At 52.2% G+C, this 16,071-nt stretch carries 12 protein-coding genes; 11 read left to right on the forward strand and 1 reads right to left on the reverse strand.

Features of this window, described 5'->3' with window-relative positions:
* Positions 1-7: 7 nt before the first annotated feature.
* Positions 8-1,210, reverse strand: a complete 1,203-nt coding sequence (locus tag K1X45_RS01305; protein WP_220160346.1) for a bifunctional 2-C-methyl-D-erythritol 4-phosphate cytidylyltransferase/2-C-methyl-D-erythritol 2,4-cyclodiphosphate synthase — start codon at positions 1,208-1,210, stop codon at positions 8-10.
* A gap of 204 nt (positions 1,211-1,414) precedes the next feature.
* Between K1X45_RS01305 and dusB the strand changes: the two genes are divergently transcribed.
* From dusB to clpX, 11 genes are all read left to right on the forward strand, one after another.
* Entirely contained in the window at positions 1,415-2,434 is a 1,020-nt protein-coding gene (gene dusB / locus K1X45_RS01310) for a tRNA dihydrouridine synthase DusB (RefSeq protein ID WP_220160347.1), read from the forward strand.
* On the forward strand, positions 2,434-3,555 hold the full coding sequence (locus K1X45_RS01315; RefSeq protein WP_220159569.1) for a nitrogen regulation protein NR(II): 1,122 nt from the start codon (positions 2,434-2,436) through the stop codon (positions 3,553-3,555). The genes dusB and K1X45_RS01315 overlap by 1 nt, the downstream gene beginning before the upstream one ends.
* A gap of 108 nt (positions 3,556-3,663) precedes the next feature.
* A complete protein-coding gene (gene ntrC, locus K1X45_RS01320) occupies positions 3,664-5,073 on the forward strand; it encodes a nitrogen regulation protein NR(I) (protein ID WP_370627130.1) in 1,410 nt (469 codons plus the stop codon).
* Positions 5,074-5,261: 188 nt separating this feature from the next.
* Entirely contained in the window at positions 5,262-7,514 is a 2,253-nt protein-coding gene (locus tag K1X45_RS01325; protein WP_116088042.1) for a PAS domain-containing sensor histidine kinase, read from the forward strand.
* 93 nt (positions 7,515-7,607) lie between these two features.
* Positions 7,608-8,969 (forward strand): sigma-54 dependent transcriptional regulator, encoded by a 1,362-nt coding sequence (locus K1X45_RS01330; protein ID WP_220159571.1) that lies wholly within the window; start codon positions 7,608-7,610, stop codon positions 8,967-8,969.
* Between the two features lie 2 nt (positions 8,970-8,971).
* Positions 8,972-10,348 carry a Trk system potassium transporter TrkA gene (gene trkA / locus K1X45_RS01335; RefSeq protein WP_075655375.1) on the forward strand — a complete coding sequence of 459 codons (1,377 nt, stop codon included), beginning with the start codon at positions 8,972-8,974 and terminating at the stop codon, positions 10,346-10,348.
* A 29-nt stretch (positions 10,349-10,377) separates the two neighbouring features.
* Positions 10,378-11,181: a capsular polysaccharide synthesis protein gene (locus K1X45_RS01340; protein ID WP_220159572.1), complete on the forward strand. Its 804-nt coding sequence runs from the start codon at positions 10,378-10,380 to the stop codon at positions 11,179-11,181.
* Positions 11,182-11,543: 362 nt separating this feature from the next.
* Entirely contained in the window at positions 11,544-11,780 is a 237-nt protein-coding gene (gene hfq / locus K1X45_RS01345) for an RNA chaperone Hfq (RefSeq protein WP_022712353.1), read from the forward strand.
* A 263-nt stretch (positions 11,781-12,043) separates the two neighbouring features.
* Positions 12,044-13,465, forward strand: coding sequence for a GTPase HflX (gene hflX / locus K1X45_RS01350; RefSeq protein ID WP_116088227.1), 1,422 nt, complete (start codon positions 12,044-12,046; stop codon positions 13,463-13,465).
* 182 nt (positions 13,466-13,647) lie between these two features.
* Positions 13,648-14,274 carry an ATP-dependent Clp protease proteolytic subunit gene (locus tag K1X45_RS01355; protein ID WP_022712351.1) on the forward strand — a complete coding sequence of 209 codons (627 nt, stop codon included), beginning with the start codon at positions 13,648-13,650 and terminating at the stop codon, positions 14,272-14,274.
* 345 nt (positions 14,275-14,619) lie between these two features.
* A complete protein-coding gene (clpX, locus tag K1X45_RS01360; protein ID WP_075655371.1) occupies positions 14,620-15,894 on the forward strand; it encodes an ATP-dependent Clp protease ATP-binding subunit ClpX in 1,275 nt (424 codons plus the stop codon).
* Positions 15,895-16,071 lie beyond the last annotated feature (177 nt).

Below are 16,071 nucleotides of genomic sequence, written 5' to 3' on the forward strand. Positions count from 1 at the left end.
TCTTCCTTTATGCGGGCACTTCACCCGGATAGATGACGCTGACGGTTACGATAGAAGCAATGCCTTCCTTGCGGCCGACAAACCCCATTTTCTCATTGGTCGTGGCTTTGACCGAGACACGGTCGGCACTCACGCCGAGCATATCGCTGAGTTCTGCGGTCATTGCCTCCCGATGCGGACCGATTTTCGGTTCTTCGGCAATCAGTGTAATATCGGCGTTAGCGATACGTCCACCGGCTTCGCGTACGGTTTTAACTGCAAACTCAACAAATTGCCGTGAGGCAGCGCCTTTCCACTGCGGATCAGACGGCGGGAAATGCGTACCGATATCGCCTGCACCGCGGGTGGCGAGCAGGGCATCTGTCAGCGCATGCAGCGCCACATCGGCATCGGAATGACCATTAAGCTTATGTGTATGCGGAATTTTCACGCCACAAAGCCACACATGGTCACCCGCCTCGAAACTGTGCACGTCATAACCATTGCCCGTGCGGATGTCCGGAAACGCAACCATATCCTGACGCAAGCGCTGATCTGCCATTTCAATATCCTTTGCCCATGTAATTTTAGTATTGTCGGCTGAGCCTTCGACAACACGAACAGGAATGCTCTGCCATTCTGCTATGGCGGCATCATCGGTGAAATCAGTGCGTCCCAATGCAAATGCTGCATTATGCGCATCGAGAATTGGGGCGAAGGGAAAACTCTGCGGTGTCTGCGCAGCAAAAAGGCCTGCGCGCGGCACGGTTTTGGTGACCAAAGCATCGCCACCGGCCTGTTTCAGCGTATCCGATACCGCAAGCGCAGGCAGTACGCCGGTTTGCGGGTGCAGGGCAATCATAATGCGCTTGAGCAGACCTTCCGTGATGAAAGGACGCACCCCGTCATGAATCATCACATAATCCGGTGCATCATCACACAAAGCGAGCAGGCCGAGGCGGGTGGATTCCTGTCGTGTCGGACCGCCGGTAACAAGGCGGATACGCGTAGCATCAATATCAGCGCGTTGCAGCGCAGCATGATAAAGGTCGTGATCGTCGGAATGGATGACCACCACCACAGGTGAAATCTGCTCGCAGGCCAGAAAAGTGCGTAAAGTATGCGCCAGCACGGCCTGACCGCCGATACGACGATATTGCTTAGGGCCTTCGGTGCTTTGACCGGCGCGTTCTCCGCGTCCTGCGGCGACTATAACTGCTGCTGTGCGAATGAGAAAAGCCTTTCCGAGCTGTCACACCTCTGTTTATAGCGAATACCGCCTCATGGTGTTAAATACCAGTGATGTTTTTTTGATAATCGTATGATGTTTAAAGAGCTTTAGTAAAATCCGCTTTTTCTTGCATGAAGATGATAAAACCTATAAATCTGCTTAAAGTTTAAGCGTTTTTAAGATTGCACAATTTTTAGGCTGATGATGACGACTGCAACACTGCCATTAAAGATCGGATCAGTAGAAATCCGCAATCGCGTATTTCTGGCGCCGATGTCCGGCGTATCCGATCTGCCGTTTCGCCGTCGGGCGTGGGAGGCCGGTGCAGGGCTGGTGGTTTCCGAAATGGTGGCCAGTGCGGAGCTGTGTAATCATCACTCCGAGAGCCGTAAGCGGATGGAACGCGGTGATCTGCAAACCCATGTGGTGCAGCTCGCAGGCCGTGAAGCGCATTGGATGGGCGAGGCCGCCAAGATCGCTGAAGGTGAAGGCGCGGATATTGTCGATATCAATATGGGCTGCCCTGCCAAGAAGGTGACAGGCGGTTATTCCGGTTCGGCGCTGATGCGTGATCTCGACCATGCGTTGACGCTGATTGAAGCCACAGTGCAGGCTATCAAAGTGCCTGTGACGCTGAAAATGCGGCTTGGCTGGGATCACAATTCAATCAATGCGCCGGAACTGGCTCGGCGTGCTGTTGATGCCGGTGTGCAGATGATTACCGTGCATGGCCGCACGCGCTGTCAGTTCTATACCGGTCATGCCGATTGGGACGCAATCCGCGCCGTGCGTGAGGCAATTTCTGTGCCGCTTGTTGCCAATGGCGATGTTGGCAGTGCTGCCGATGTGCAGGAAATTATGCGCCGCTCCGGCGCGGATGCGGTGATGATCGGCCGTGGCGCCTATGGTCAGCCTTGGCTGGCGGGGCAGGTCGCCAGCGAACTGAATGGTTTGCCACATGGTGCCGCGCCGCAAAATCTGAGCGATTATATTCTCGCCCATTATCACGCTATGCTGGAACATTATGGTGAGAAAACCGGTGTCCGCCATGCCCGCAAACATCTGGGCTGGTATATGGAACGCCATACGTCAAATGTGCCGGATACTGTCAAAAAGGCGCTAATGACCTCCGGTAATGCGCAGGAAGTATCAGGCATTCTCACGGACATTTTTACCGGCCTGTCACCAATCACAAGGGCAAAATCCCTGAAGGATGCTGCCTGATGGACGCTGCTGCATTCTCTTTGTCCGATCATGTGCTGAATACATTGCCGCAAGCGGTGATAATGGCAGATGCTGCGGGACAGATTATTTATGCCAATGCACAGGCAGAAGTTTTCTTTCGCTCCAGTGCAGGGATTTTGAAACGCCACGGCCTCAATTATTTTCTGCCGCCTGCCAGCCCGCTGATCGGGCTGATTACGCAGGTTATTCAAAGCGGTACAGCGGTCAATGAATATCATATTGATCTGTCATCGCCGCGTATGGGCACTGAGCGCATGGTGGATGTGCAGGTAACACCGGTCAGTGAAATACCGGATCAGGTGGTTATCCTGTTTAAAGAAACAGCCATGGCGGAAAAACTCAATCGCCAGATGAGCCATCGCGGCGCGGCGCGTTCTGTTACCGGTCTGGCGGCCATGCTGGCGCATGAGATCAAGAATCCGCTGTCAGGTATTCGCGGTGCGGCGCAATTGCTGGAAATGTCGGCACGCGATGCTGCCAATGAGTCCGACTGCGAACTGACGCAGCTGATCCGTGATGAAGCTGACCGTATTGTTGCACTTGTTGACCGGATGAATGTGTTTTCCGACGAGCGTCCGATTGAGCGCTCTGCTGTCAATCTGCATACGGTACTGGGGCATGTTAAAACGCTGGCGAGCCACGGCTTTGCATCCCATGTCACGATCCGCGAGGATTATGATCCGTCTTTGCCGCGAGTCTGGGGTAATCGCGATCAGCTGATACAGGTATTTCTCAACCTGATTAAAAATGCTGCCGAAGCGATTGAGCCGGAAGAGCGCTCGGGGCGTAAAGGCGAGATCCTGCTGACCTCTGCTTATAAAGCAGGCATGCATATGATTGTGCCGGCAACGGGTGAACGCCTGTCTCTGCCGCTGGAATATTGCGTGATTGATAATGGCGGCGGGGTTGCGCCGGATATTCTGCCGATCCTGTTTGATCCGTTTATCACAACCAAAACCAATGGCTCCGGTCTGGGCTTGCCTTTGGTTGCCAAGATCATTGCCGATCATGGCGGTATGATTGAATGCGAAAGTTTCTCCGGAAAAACCATTTTCCGTATTCTGTTGCCGATCTGGAAACAGGATAGTTCTGTTGTTTAAATTTAAATATTAAAATATCGATCTAATATTATGTAATATAATATTTATCTGCATGGGAGTGAGGCATTGAATGAACCGGTAATCATCGTTGCGGAAGATGATGCAGCCATGCGCACAGTGCTTAATCAGGCGCTGAGCAGAGCAGGTTATGCTGTGCGCCTTGCCAGTAATCGTGGAGCGCTTTGGGCGCTGATTACGAGCGGCGAAGGTGATCTGGTTATCAGCGATGTGAATATGCCGGATGGTTCAGTGTTCGAAATTCTGCCGCGTATCCGCAAAGCGCGCCCTGATCTGCCGGTAGTGGTGATGAGTGCGCAGAATACTTTCATGACCGCTATCCGCGCCTCGGAAGCCGGTGCCTATGATTATCTGCCAAAACCTTTTGACCTGAGCGAAATGGTAAGTCTGCTGCGTCGTGCGCTGTCTGAACCAAAGCCGGTGCAGGCAAAGCAGGATGTGGACGAGCAGGCAGAGAATATGCCGCTCGTTGGTCGCTCTGTGGCGATGCAGGATGTCTATCGTGTGCTGGCACGCATGATGCAGACTGATCTGACGCTGATGATTACAGGGGAATCCGGCACAGGTAAGGAGCTGGTTGCCCGCGCTTTGCATGAATATGGTCGCCGTCGTAACGGGCCTTTCGTGGCGATCAATATGGCAGCCATCCCGCGTGATTTGATTGAGTCCGAATTATTCGGCCATGAAAAAGGTGCCTTTACGGGCGCACAGCAGCGTTTTTCAGGTCGTTTTGAGCAGGCCAATGGCGGGACGCTGTTTCTCGATGAAATCGGCGATATGCCGATGGAGGCGCAGACGCGTCTGCTGCGCGTACTCCAGCAGGGCGAATATATGACCGTTGGCGGGCGCACGCCGATTAAAACTGATGTGCGTATTGTGGCTGCGACCAATAAAGATTTGCTCAAAGCAATTCACAAAGGTCAGTTCCGCGAGGATTTATACTACCGGCTCAATGTGGTGCCGCTGCGTATGCCGCCGCTGCGTGAGCGCAGCGAGGATGTGCCGGATCTGGTGCAGCATTTCTTCCGTCTGGTGGAAAAGGAAGGTCTGTCGCCGAAGCAGATCAGTGCCGAGGGCTTTGCTGCGCTGCGCCATTACACATGGCCGGGCAATGTGCGCGAGCTGGAAAATCTGGTGCGCAGACTTGCAGCACTCTATCCGCAGGATGAGATTAATGCCGAGATTATCCGTCACGAATTGCAGCATCTGCCGCCGTCATTAGAGGCTGATGAAACAGGGCTGAAAGCGGATCAGATCACTAACTTACGTGAGGCGACGGAAATTTATCTGCGCCAGTATTTCGCCTCCTTCAATGGTGAACTGCCGCCGCAGGGGCTTTATGACCGGATTTTGCACGAGATTGAATATCCGCTGCTGGCTGCAAGCCTGACAGCCACATCCGGCAATCAGATCAAGGCCGCAGAATTGCTGGGTTTGAATCGCAATACGCTGCGCAAAAAAATCCGCGACCATGATCTCAATATCTTCAAGAACAGCTAATATAGAGCATTTCACAGTCAAGTTGGATCAACTTGACGCCCGTGATAATGCGACCAGATAAAGAAGCTAGAGCGAGCGATATGATCCAATCTGGACGTAAACCGCTCTAGCTGAGCTCAGCAGCGATAACGTTGCATATGTGCAACATTCTGTTGCATGACAGCAACGGTTTATAATAGATTAACGGAATGGATAAGACGAGTCTGCTTGAGTGGTTGCGCGAATTTAAACCTGCACGGGTGAGTGAACAAAGACGTTTGCTGGCTCTGCCGGGTGTGATCATTGTTGTCCTGTCGATTATTGCATCACTTGTCTCCTTTCTGATTATGATCGGTGTTACGCCGATTGTTCCTGATCTGCATGTGACGCTGACGCTCATCATTATCAATGTGGTGCTGGTCGTCAGCCTGCTGGCACTGATTATCCGCGAGATTTTCCGCATCACACAGGCGCGTCGTCATGGCCGTGCTGCCGCGCGTTTACATGTGCGCATTGTGGCGCTGTTCTCGCTGATTGCAGCGGTTCCGGCGATTGTGGTGGCGATTGTTGCCAGTGTAACGCTCAATCTCGGGCTGGATCGCTGGTTTGAAACCAATACGCGCAATATCGTCAATTCATCGATCAGCCTTGCCAATGGTTATATCAATGAAACCGCGCGCAACCTGCAAAGCACGACCTATTCCATGCTGCAGGATATGGATGCGCAACGCACGCTCTATAGTCTCGATCGTAACGGTTTTGTGCAGCTGATGACCTTGCAGGCGCTGGGTCGTGGTCTGCTTGGCGCACAATTATTGCGCGAAGACGGCTCTGTTGCCTTGCGCAGTGAGCAGGGCGGCGCAAATCTGCCGCAACCGCCTTCTGAGGCGGTTGAAACGGCACGGGACGGTAATCCGGTGATTATCCCGCCGGGTCCGACCAGCAACTTCGTTGGCGCGATTATCAAAATGCGTGAGATACCCGATGTGTATCTCTACACCGTACGTGCTGTTGATGCGCAAATTCTCGATTCCATGCGTCTGATGGAGGCGAACACCAAGCGCTATCAGGATATGGAGGCGAACCGTATCCCGACGCAGGTGATCTTTGCGCTGCTCTATTTCGGCCTGATGCTGATTGTTTTGTTGCCGGCTATCTGGACAGGTATTGCTGTGGCAGACCGTCTGGTACGGCCGATCCGCCAGCTGATTGGTGCTGCTGATGAAGTGGCTGTCGGTAATCTGGATATTTCCGTGCCGGTGCGCTCCAGCGATGGTGATCTCGGCGCATTGTCCGGCACTTTCAATAACATGGTTGCCGAGCTGAAAAGCCAGCGCACCGATCTTTTGGCCGCCAAAGACCAGATTGACGAGCGCCGCCGCTTCTCCGAGGCTGTGTTGTCCGGCGTTACCGCCGCGGTGATCGGGGTGGATGCGCTGGGGCTGATTAATATCGTCAACCGCTCGGCAGAGCAGATGTTCTGCCTTGAGCCCGATGAGGTTATCGGTACCAGCCTGAGCACGCATATTCCGGAAATCGGACAGGTCTTTGAAGTCGCTCATGATTCCGGCCGCGCGGTTTATCGCGAGCAGGTATCGATGATGCGCGGCGGGCTGACCCGTACTTTCAATGTGCAGATCACGATTGAGGACGGCACAGGCGATGAACGCTCCTATGTCGTGACGATCGATGATATTACTGATCTGGTACAGGCACAGCGCTCAACGGCATGGGCTGATGTGGCGCGCCGTATCGCCCATGAGATTAAGAACCCGCTGACACCGATCCAGCTTTCTGCCGAGCGTATCCGCCGCCGTTATGGCAAGGTCATTACCGAAGATCGTGAGGTTTTCGACCAGTGTGTGGAAACGATTATCCGTCAGGTTGGTGATATCGGCCGCATGGTGGATGAATTCTCGTCTTTTGCACGGATGCCGAAGCCGAAAATGGAAACCATTGATTTGCGGGATTCGCTGAAAGAAGCCGCATTCTTGGTGGAAGTCAGCCGCAGTGAGATCAGTTTTGAGCAGCAATTGAGTGAAGTGCCGCTCTATGGCCATTTTGACAGTCGTCTGCTTGGTCAGGCTTTTGGTAACATTATCAAAAATGCCAGCGAGGCTATTGAAGCGGTTACTGATGAAGATAATTATCACGGACATATTCTGCTGAAGGCCTATCAGGACAAGGATCAGCTGGTTGTTGAAGTGATTGATAACGGTAAAGGCCTGCCTGGTGACAACCGGCAGCGGCTGCTGGAGCCTTATATGACGACGCGTGAAAAAGGCACCGGCCTTGGCCTCGCTATTGTCAGAAAAATCGTTGAGGATCACGGCGGGCATATGGAACTGCATGATGCACCAGCTGATTTCTATCAGGGCAGAGGTGCGATGATCCGTATGGTTTTCCCTGCAACACCGCCGGAAATGGCAGGGACACAGACAAATGAGGAGTTGCAGGCATGACAGACAGATGCAGGCAGCTGAATGATAAATACCTGCGGATAGATCACTTTGTGGTAAATCTGCAGGATAATGGGAACAAGGCAGGTGGATTAAATGGCTTCTGATATTCTCGTCGTTGATGATGAAACGGACATCCGTGATCTGGTTGCTGGTATTTTAAGCGACGAAGGTCACGAAACCCGCACAGCTTTTGATGCGGACAGCGCATTGGCCGCTATCAATGATCGTGTGCCGCGGCTGATTTTTCTGGACATCTGGTTGCAGGGCAGCCGTCTGGACGGGTTGGCATTGCTGGATGAAATCAAGAAACTGCATCCGGATCTGCCGGTGGTGATGATCTCCGGTCACGGTAATATTGAAACTGCTGTCTCGGCAATCCGCCGCGGCGCTTATGATTTCATTGAAAAGCCGTTCAAGGCAGATCGTCTGATCCTCGTGGCAGAGCGGGCACTGGAAACATCAAACCTTAAGCGCGAAGTTTCTAACTTACGCAAACGCTCCGGTGAGACATTCGAACTGCTGGGTAATTCGCTGGCGATGAACCAGTTGCGCCAGACCATCGAACGCGTGGCACCGACCAACAGCCGTATCATGATTACCGGCCCTTCGGGTTCGGGTAAGGAAATGGTGGCACGTGCCATTCATGGGCAGTCGAGCCGTGTTAACGGGCCTTTCGTAACTGTAAATGCCGCTGCTATTACGCCGGAACGTATGGAAATCGAGCTTTTCGGCACCGAAATGGATGGCGGGGAACGCAAGGTCGGCGCACTGGAAGAGGCGCATGGCGGTATTCTCTATCTCGACGAAATTGCCGATATGCCGCGTGAAACCCAGAACAAGATTTTGCGTGTTCTGGTTGACCAGCAGTTTGAACGTGTTGGCGGAACCAAGCGTGTGAAGGTCGATGTGCGTATCATTTCTTCGACCGCGCAGAATCTTGAGGGCATGATTGCCGAAGGTCTGTTCCGCGAAGATCTGTTCCATCGTCTGGCCGTTGTTCCGGTGCAGGTGCCGCCACTGGCACAGCGCCGCGACGATATTCCGTCACTGGTGTCCTTCTTTATCAATCAGGTGGCTGAACAGGCCGGTATCAAACCGCGCCGTATCAGCGATGATGCGATGGCGGTTCTGCAATCCCATAGCTGGCCCGGCAATGTGCGTCAGCTGCGTAACAATGTGGAACGCCTGATGATTTTGGCGCGTGGCGATGATGTGGATGCGCCGGTAACTGCTGATCTGCTGCCGGCGGAAATCGGTGATACGCTGCCGCGCACACCGACAGATTCCGACCAGCATATAATGGCACTGCCGCTGCGCGAAGCGCGTGAAATGTTTGAAAAGGAATATCTGGTCGCACAGATCAACCGTTTCAGCGGTAATATTTCACGCACGGCTGAGTTTGTGGGTATGGAGCGTTCCGCTCTGCACCGTAAACTCAAGTCGCTCGGAGTGTAATTATGCGCATCATTATCTGCGGTGCCGGTCAGGTCGGCTTCGGTATTGCTGAGCGGCTCGCTGCGGAACATAACGATGTGTCGGTGATCGATACATCGGAAAAGCTGATCCACGCTGTGCGTGATCTGCTTGATGTGCGTGGTTTTGTCGGTCACGGCTCGCATCCGGATGTGCTGGAAGCGGCCGGTGCCGATGAAGCGGATATGATTATCGCCGTCACGCTTTACGACGAGATCAATATGGTGGCCTGTCAGGTTGCCCATTCGCTGTTTAATGTGCCGACCAAAATTGCCCGTATCCGCGCACAGACCTATCTGCAAAAGCAGTATCAGGAGATGTTCTCGCGCGATAATATGCCGATCGATGTGGTGATCTCGCCGGAACTGGAAGTCGGCGACATGGTACTGCGCCGTATCGCTTTGCCGGGTGCTTCCGATGTGTTGCGCTTTGCCGATGACAAAGTGGTTGCTTTTGCCATTGAATGTATGGAAGACTGCCCGATCATCAACACACCGCTGAAACAGCTGACCGATTTGTTCCCTGATCTGCCGTCAACGGTGGTCGGCGTGGTGCGCAATGACAAGCTGTTTGTGCCGCATTCCGAGGATCATCTGCTTGCAGGTGATCTGGCCTATGTGGTGACAACGGTAGAGCAGGTGCGTCGTACGCTCGGCCTGTTCGGGCATGATAAGCCTGAGGCGCGAAGGATCATTATTGCCGGTGGCGGTAATATCGGGCTCTATGTTGCGAAAAAGATGGAAGAGCGCCAGCCGCATACACGGCTGAAGATCATTGAACATAATCGTGAGCGTTCAGCCTTTGTGGCTGATGAGCTGGATAAGACAATTGTGCTCAACGGCAGTGCGCTGGATCAGGAATTGCTGCGTGAAGCGGAAGTGCAGGATGCTGATCTGATGGTGGCGCTGACCAATCAGGATCAGGCGAATATTCTGTCCGGCATTATGGCCAAGCGCCTTGGCTGTAAGTCGAATATGGTGCTGATTAATAATTCTGCCTATCAGGAATTCATCCATACGGTTGGTATTGATTCTTATGTCAGCCCGAAAAATGTGACGATTTCCAAGATTTTGCAGCAGGTGCGGCGCGGACGTATCCGCTCGGTCCATAGTGTCTATGACGGGCGGGCGGAACTGATTGAGGCGGAAGCCCTTGAAACTTCACCATTAGTCGGCGCGCCTTTGCGCAATATCGACCTGCCGGCCGGTTTGCGGGTGGGGGCGGTTTACCGTGACGGAAAAGTTATTAAGCCGCATGGCGATCTGCATATTCGCCGCAATGACCGCGTAGTAATGTTTGCGACAAGTGATGCGGTGAAGCACGTAGAACAGATGTTCCGCGTGAGTCTCGATTTCTTTTGAGCGCCTCATTTTAAAATTGAGTATGTTTTATGGATATTTGTACATTCTGGTACGGCAGCCAATTACGGCCGGTGGATCATATGTGCCTGACTTCCATGGTCAGAACCGGACAACGGGTTAAGCTGTTCAGCTATCAGCCCGTCGAAAATCTGCCGGAAGGCGTGGAGCAGCATGATGCTGCAACGATCATGCCGATTGAATCATTTCGCCGTCTTGATCCCGGTTTTCCGAACCTGAAAGATAATCTGACGATTGTTCAGTTTAGCGATATTTTTCGTATCAATCTGATGAAGCATCGTCAGGGCGTGTGGCTGGATACGGATGTCTATCTGCATAAGCAGTTCCATCCGGATGCATCCAAACCCTATCTGGCGCGTGAAAACAGGGAGCGCGTCGGCGTTTCGGCTTTGTATTTCCCGCCCGATCATCCGGTGATTGCCGAATTTGATGCTTATATGACCGGTGATTATCCGCTGCCGAAATGGCTCGGTTTGCGCAGACGGGTTTTGCGCCCGCTCTGGTACCGCCTCATCGGCAAGGAAGTGACCCCTGCAATGATCGGTATTACCATTTTTGGCAATGACGGTATCTCAAGGCTGGCCAAGAAATATGGCTGTTTCAACGATGCGGCGCCCAAAGAAAGTTTTTACTACTGGACTGCGCGTGACTGCCTGAACATTTTTGATCCGAAATATGGTCTTGAACCGCTGAATCATCCTGAATTTATCGGTTTTCATGTGCATCGCAAAAGTCCGGAAGAACTGGTTGCGCGCAAAGGCAGCTTTTATGAATGGATGCTGAAGCAGACAGGTGAGCTGACGGAGGCTGATTAAGCGTCATGAATTGTCAGAATACAGGTCAGATACAAAATATATTTGGCCTGAATGGCATAGTTCTGACTGTGCGGCAGCTAATCATCCGGCAGCATACAACATTTTGACGTTGCGCAAAAAATAGCGGCCTGTTAACCCTTTGCGGAATGTGGGATTATTCCCGCAACTATTGATTCTGTATCAATATACAGGTGCAATATCTGGGGCAGATGATAAAACCGGATGACAGGGGAAGTTTTTCTGCTGTTTCTTCGGAAATGAACTGTTTACGGGCTATGCGCTTCAGGCGGCATATTTGTAAACAGGGTGGATGTCTCCCCGAAATCAGTGCTGGTTGCGGATCGAAATAAAGGAATAAAAAAATGGCTGAACGATCGCAAAATCTTCAGGATCTCTTTCTGAATTCTGTACGTAAGCAAAAAATCTCTCTGACGATCTTTTTGATTAATGGCGTTAAGCTGACAGGTATTGTCACATCCTTTGATAACTTCTGTGTCTTGCTGCGCCGTGACGGACATTCACAGCTGGTATATAAACATGCCATCTCAACCATTATGCCAAGTCAGCCTGTGCAGATGTTTGAAGGCGAAGAAGAGTAAGTATTACAAGTCATTACGACTGTTTGCTGAAATTTCGGAATGTTTTTATATCCGCAGTGCCTCAAGGCCTGCGGATATATTTGTTTGTAAATACGGGAATAATTATCTGAGGCGCGCTCATTGATGCAGGCAGCCCTGATGATTATCTGATGGGAACAGAAGCCGTTCCGGACAAAGATGACCGGTAAAGGCGATACATAAATCAGGATACACATTTGAAAAAACGCAATGATCCGGCAGCTGATCTGACGCCAGAAACAGAGATGCCAGAAACATATGAATTATCATCCGATGATAATTATGATGACGGCGCCAAACAGAAAAGCAGCAGAAAGCCTTTCACAACAAAAGTAGAAGATACACGGGCTTTTGTTGTCGTGCCGATTTTGCCGGAACGTTACGCGCTGGTCGTCGATCAGGATGAGAGCGAACGCCCGAAATATCGCCGGAGTGATGAGGCGCGGCTTGAAGAAGCTGCGGGACTTGCACGGGCGATTGATCTGAAAATTATCGACAGTTTTCTGGTGCAGACCTCCCAGCCGCGTCCGGCCACTTTGCTTGGCACGGGTAAGGTTGAGGATATTGCCGAACGCATCGAGCGTGAAGAAATCGAGCTGGTGATTGTCGATCATCCGCTGACACCGGTGCAGCAGCGCAATCTTGAGCGCGAATGGAAGGTTAAGGTTATTGACCGTACCGGTCTGATTTTGGAAATTTTCGGCCGCCGCGCGCAGACCCGTGAGGGTAGTCTGCAGGTTGAACTGGCACATCTGAATTATCAGAAAGGCCGTCTGGTTCGCAGCTGGACGCACTTGGAGCGTCAGCGTGGTGGCGGGGGCTTTATGGGCGGTCCGGGTGAAACCCAGATCGAGGCCGACCGGCGTATGCTGCAGGAGAAAATCCTGCGGATCAAACGCGAGTTGGATACGGTTGTACGTACCCGCCAGCTGCACCGCCAGAAACGCCGTAAGGTGCCGCATCCGGTGATTGCACTGGTCGGTTATACCAATGCGGGCAAGTCTACTTTGTTCAATCGTCTGACCGGTGCTGATGTGCTGGCGGAAGATATGCTTTTCGCGACGCTTGATCCGACTTTGCGCCGTCTGCGCCTGCCGCATGGCGATATGATTATCCTGTCCGATACAGTTGGCTTCATCTCCAACCTGCCGCACCATTTGGTTGCCGCATTTAAGGCGACACTGGAAGAGGTGATTGAGGCAGATCTAATCCTGCATGTGCGTGATATGTCTGACCCTGACAATGCGGCGCAGGCTGAGGATGTGGAGACAATTCTCAGCGGTCTCGGCATTAAAAAAGGCGATGAGCGTGTCATTGAGATCTGGAACAAGATCGACCGTTTGAGCGAGCCGATGCAGGACAGCGCGGAAAATCTGAGCAGCGGCAGTCATGAAGATGCACGGCCTTTGCCGCTGTCTGCGCTGACGGGGCAGGGTACGCCTGAATTGCTGGCTTTGATCGAAAGCCGTATTTCCGGTGCGATGGAAAAGGTGCAGGTCAGCCTGCAGCCGGATCAGTTTGGTCTGATTGACTGGATTTACCGCCATGGCAGCAATGTGCGCCGTCAGGATGAGGAAGACGGTTCGGTGATTATCGATGTGGATATGACCGCCGGTTCCGCACAGAAATTCCGCGATAAATATGCTTCCGTAACCAAACGCAGCTAAGGATGTGCAGCAGTCTGCCGTCATTTAGATTTCGGTAAGCATGAAAGATTAGACAGGGGCGGAATAGGGCGTTTATAGCGCAACACCTTGCGAAACGGGTACGCCTCGCCCTATGTATTGAGTATTACGAATCCTGACGGCAGTGTTTCGCTCCGTTCTCCGATAGCCAAAGGCAGTTAATGATGAGAGATCCAATTGAAACCGTTATGAATCTGGTCCCGATGGTGGTTGAGCAGACTGCACGCGGTGAGCGGGCCTATGATATTTTCTCGCGTCTTCTGAAAGAACGCGTGATTTTCGTGAACGGTCCGGTTGAAGACGGCATGGCTATGCTGATCTGCGCGCAGCTTTTGTTCCTTGAAGCGGAAAACCCGAACAAGCCGATTGAAATGTACATCAATTCGCCAGGTGGCGTGGTCACTTCCGGCATGGCAATTTATGACACGATGCAGTTCATCAAGCCTCCGGTTTCCACGCTCTGCATGGGGCAGGCGGCATCCATGGGCTCGCTGCTGCTGACAGCCGGTGCAACCGGTCAGCGTCTGGCACTGCCGAATGCGCGTATCATGGTTCACCAGCCATCCGGCGGTTTTCAGGGGCAGGCTTCCGATATCGAGCGTCATGCGCAGGATATCATCAAGATGAAGCGCCGCCTCAATGAAATCTACGTTAAACATACCGGCCGTGATTATGAAACCATCGAACGTACACTCGACCGCGATCATTTCATGACTGCTCAGGAAGCGCTCGAATTCGGCCTGATCGATAAAGTGATCGAATCACGCGATCTCGGCGAAAAGAAAGACTGATAAACCGGATTCTGATCCGTTTTGCCTGAAAAACGGATCAGTTTTCTGAAGACCGGAATTTCGTGACAAGTGGTTTTCCGGCAGAAATCTTCGGCATTGTATAATTTTAGCCACATTTTTTCTGCCATTACCGCTTTTACTGTACTGTCGCATAAAACAGTGCGGTAGACAGGTTGTAAAACTGTCTTTTGCCTGTTTATGCTGAATGCTGTGTTAAGTGATTGTTTGGGTCTTGTGCCTAAAAAGACGACTGCCGTTCATGTCGGTTTCGGTCGGGAAGACATAACGGTTAGAACTTGGTGCCTGTTGCGGACAGCGGGCGGCCATTACTGAAAGGAAACTGCGATGAGCAAAGTCAGCAACGGCGGTGGCGATTCCAAAAATACGCTCTATTGCTCCTTTTGCGGAAAAAGCCAGCATGAGGTGCGCAAGCTGATTGCGGGGCCGACCGTTTTTATCTGTGATGAGTGCGTCGAGCTTTGCATGGACATCATCCGCGAGGAAAACAAATCCTCGATGGTGAAGTCGCGTGAAGGCGTTCCGACCCCGCAGGAAATTATGGCGGTTCTCGATGATTACGTCATCGGTCAGAGCCATGCCAAGCGTGTTCTGTCGGTTGCGGTTCATAATCACTACAAGCGTTTGGCTAACCAGCCAAAGAGCGGTGATGTTGAACTGGCAAAATCCAATATTCTTCTGGTTGGCCCTACCGGTTGCGGTAAGACCTATCTGGCACAGACACTGGCGCGCATCATTGATGTGCCGTTCACCATGGCTGATGCCACGACACTGACCGAAGCCGGTTATGTCGGTGAAGATGTTGAAAATATCATTCTCAAGCTGTTGCAGGCTGCCGACTACAATGTCGAGCGTGCGCAGCGCGGTATCGTCTATATCGACGAAGTGGATAAAATCAGCCGTAAGGCCGATAATCCGTCGATTACCCGTGACGTATCCGGTGAGGGCGTACAGCAGGCCCTGCTGAAGATCATGGAAGGCACTGTGGCTTCCGTACCGCCGCAGGGCGGACGCAAGCATCCGCAGCAGGAATTCCTGCAGGTGGACACAACCAATATCCTGTTCATTTGCGGCGGTGCATTTGCCGGTCTCGATAAGATCATTTCGTCCCGTGGCGAAAAGACCTCCATCGGCTTCAGCGCGACTGTAAAAGCGCCGGATGAACGCCGTATCGGTGCGATTTTCCATGAGCTGGAGCCGGAAGATCTGGTGAAATTCGGTCTTATTCCGGAATTTGTTGGTCGTCTGCCGGTTATTGCGACACTGGAAGATCTGGATGTGGCCTCTCTGGTCAAGATCCTGTCTGAGCCGAAAAACGCTCTGGTGAAGCAGTATCAGCGCCTGTTCGAGATGGAAAATGTTGAGCTGACATTCCATGAAGATGCGCTGCTTGCAATTGCAGGCCGTGCGGTAGAGCGTAAGACCGGTGCCCGTGGTCTGCGTTCGATCATGGAAAAAATCCTGCTTGATACCATGTTTGACCTGCCGACACTGGAAGGTGTTCAGGAAGTGGTTATTTCCGGCGAAGTCGTGGATGGCAAAGCGCAGCCGCTTTACATCTACGGTGATCGTAAGGAAGAAAAAGGTACGGTTTCCGCTTAAGGAAACAAACAGCCTGTCAGCTGTGACGAAAATCAAAAACGCTCAGGAGCAATCCTGAGCGTTTTTCGTTTGATGACATACTTATAGAGTCCATGTTTTTATATTTATGAGTTAAAATATCATATTTTATTGTGCTGGATTGTGGACGATAGGGGAAACACGGCGAAACCGGCACTT

The sequence above is a fragment of the Pseudochrobactrum sp. Wa41.01b-1 genome (assembly GCF_019464455.1).
Classification (GTDB): Bacteria; Pseudomonadota; Alphaproteobacteria; order Rhizobiales; family Rhizobiaceae; genus Pseudochrobactrum; species Pseudochrobactrum saccharolyticum.

Excerpts from the sequence above, each read along its gene's own strand:
- dusB (WP_220160347.1), top strand. The coding sequence starts at position 1,415 with ATGACGACTGCAACACTGCCATTAAAGATCGGATCAGTAGAAATCCGC.
- K1X45_RS01315 (WP_220159569.1), top strand. The coding sequence starts at position 2,434 with ATGGACGCTGCTGCATTCTCTTTGTCCGATCATGTGCTGAATACATTG.
- ntrC (WP_370627130.1), top strand. The coding sequence starts at position 3,664 with ATGCGCACAGTGCTTAATCAGGCGCTGAGCAGAGCAGGTTATGCTGTG.
- K1X45_RS01325 (WP_116088042.1), top strand. The coding sequence starts at position 5,262 with ATGGATAAGACGAGTCTGCTTGAGTGGTTGCGCGAATTTAAACCTGCA.
- K1X45_RS01330 (WP_220159571.1), top strand. The coding sequence starts at position 7,608 with ATGGCTTCTGATATTCTCGTCGTTGATGATGAAACGGACATCCGTGAT.
- trkA (WP_075655375.1), top strand. The coding sequence starts at position 8,972 with ATGCGCATCATTATCTGCGGTGCCGGTCAGGTCGGCTTCGGTATTGCT.
- K1X45_RS01340 (WP_220159572.1), top strand. The coding sequence starts at position 10,378 with ATGGATATTTGTACATTCTGGTACGGCAGCCAATTACGGCCGGTGGAT.
- hfq (WP_022712353.1), top strand. The coding sequence starts at position 11,544 with ATGGCTGAACGATCGCAAAATCTTCAGGATCTCTTTCTGAATTCTGTA.
- hflX (WP_116088227.1), top strand. The coding sequence starts at position 12,044 with ATGCCAGAAACATATGAATTATCATCCGATGATAATTATGATGACGGC.
- K1X45_RS01355 (WP_022712351.1), top strand. The coding sequence starts at position 13,648 with ATGAGAGATCCAATTGAAACCGTTATGAATCTGGTCCCGATGGTGGTT.
- clpX (WP_075655371.1), top strand. The coding sequence starts at position 14,620 with ATGAGCAAAGTCAGCAACGGCGGTGGCGATTCCAAAAATACGCTCTAT.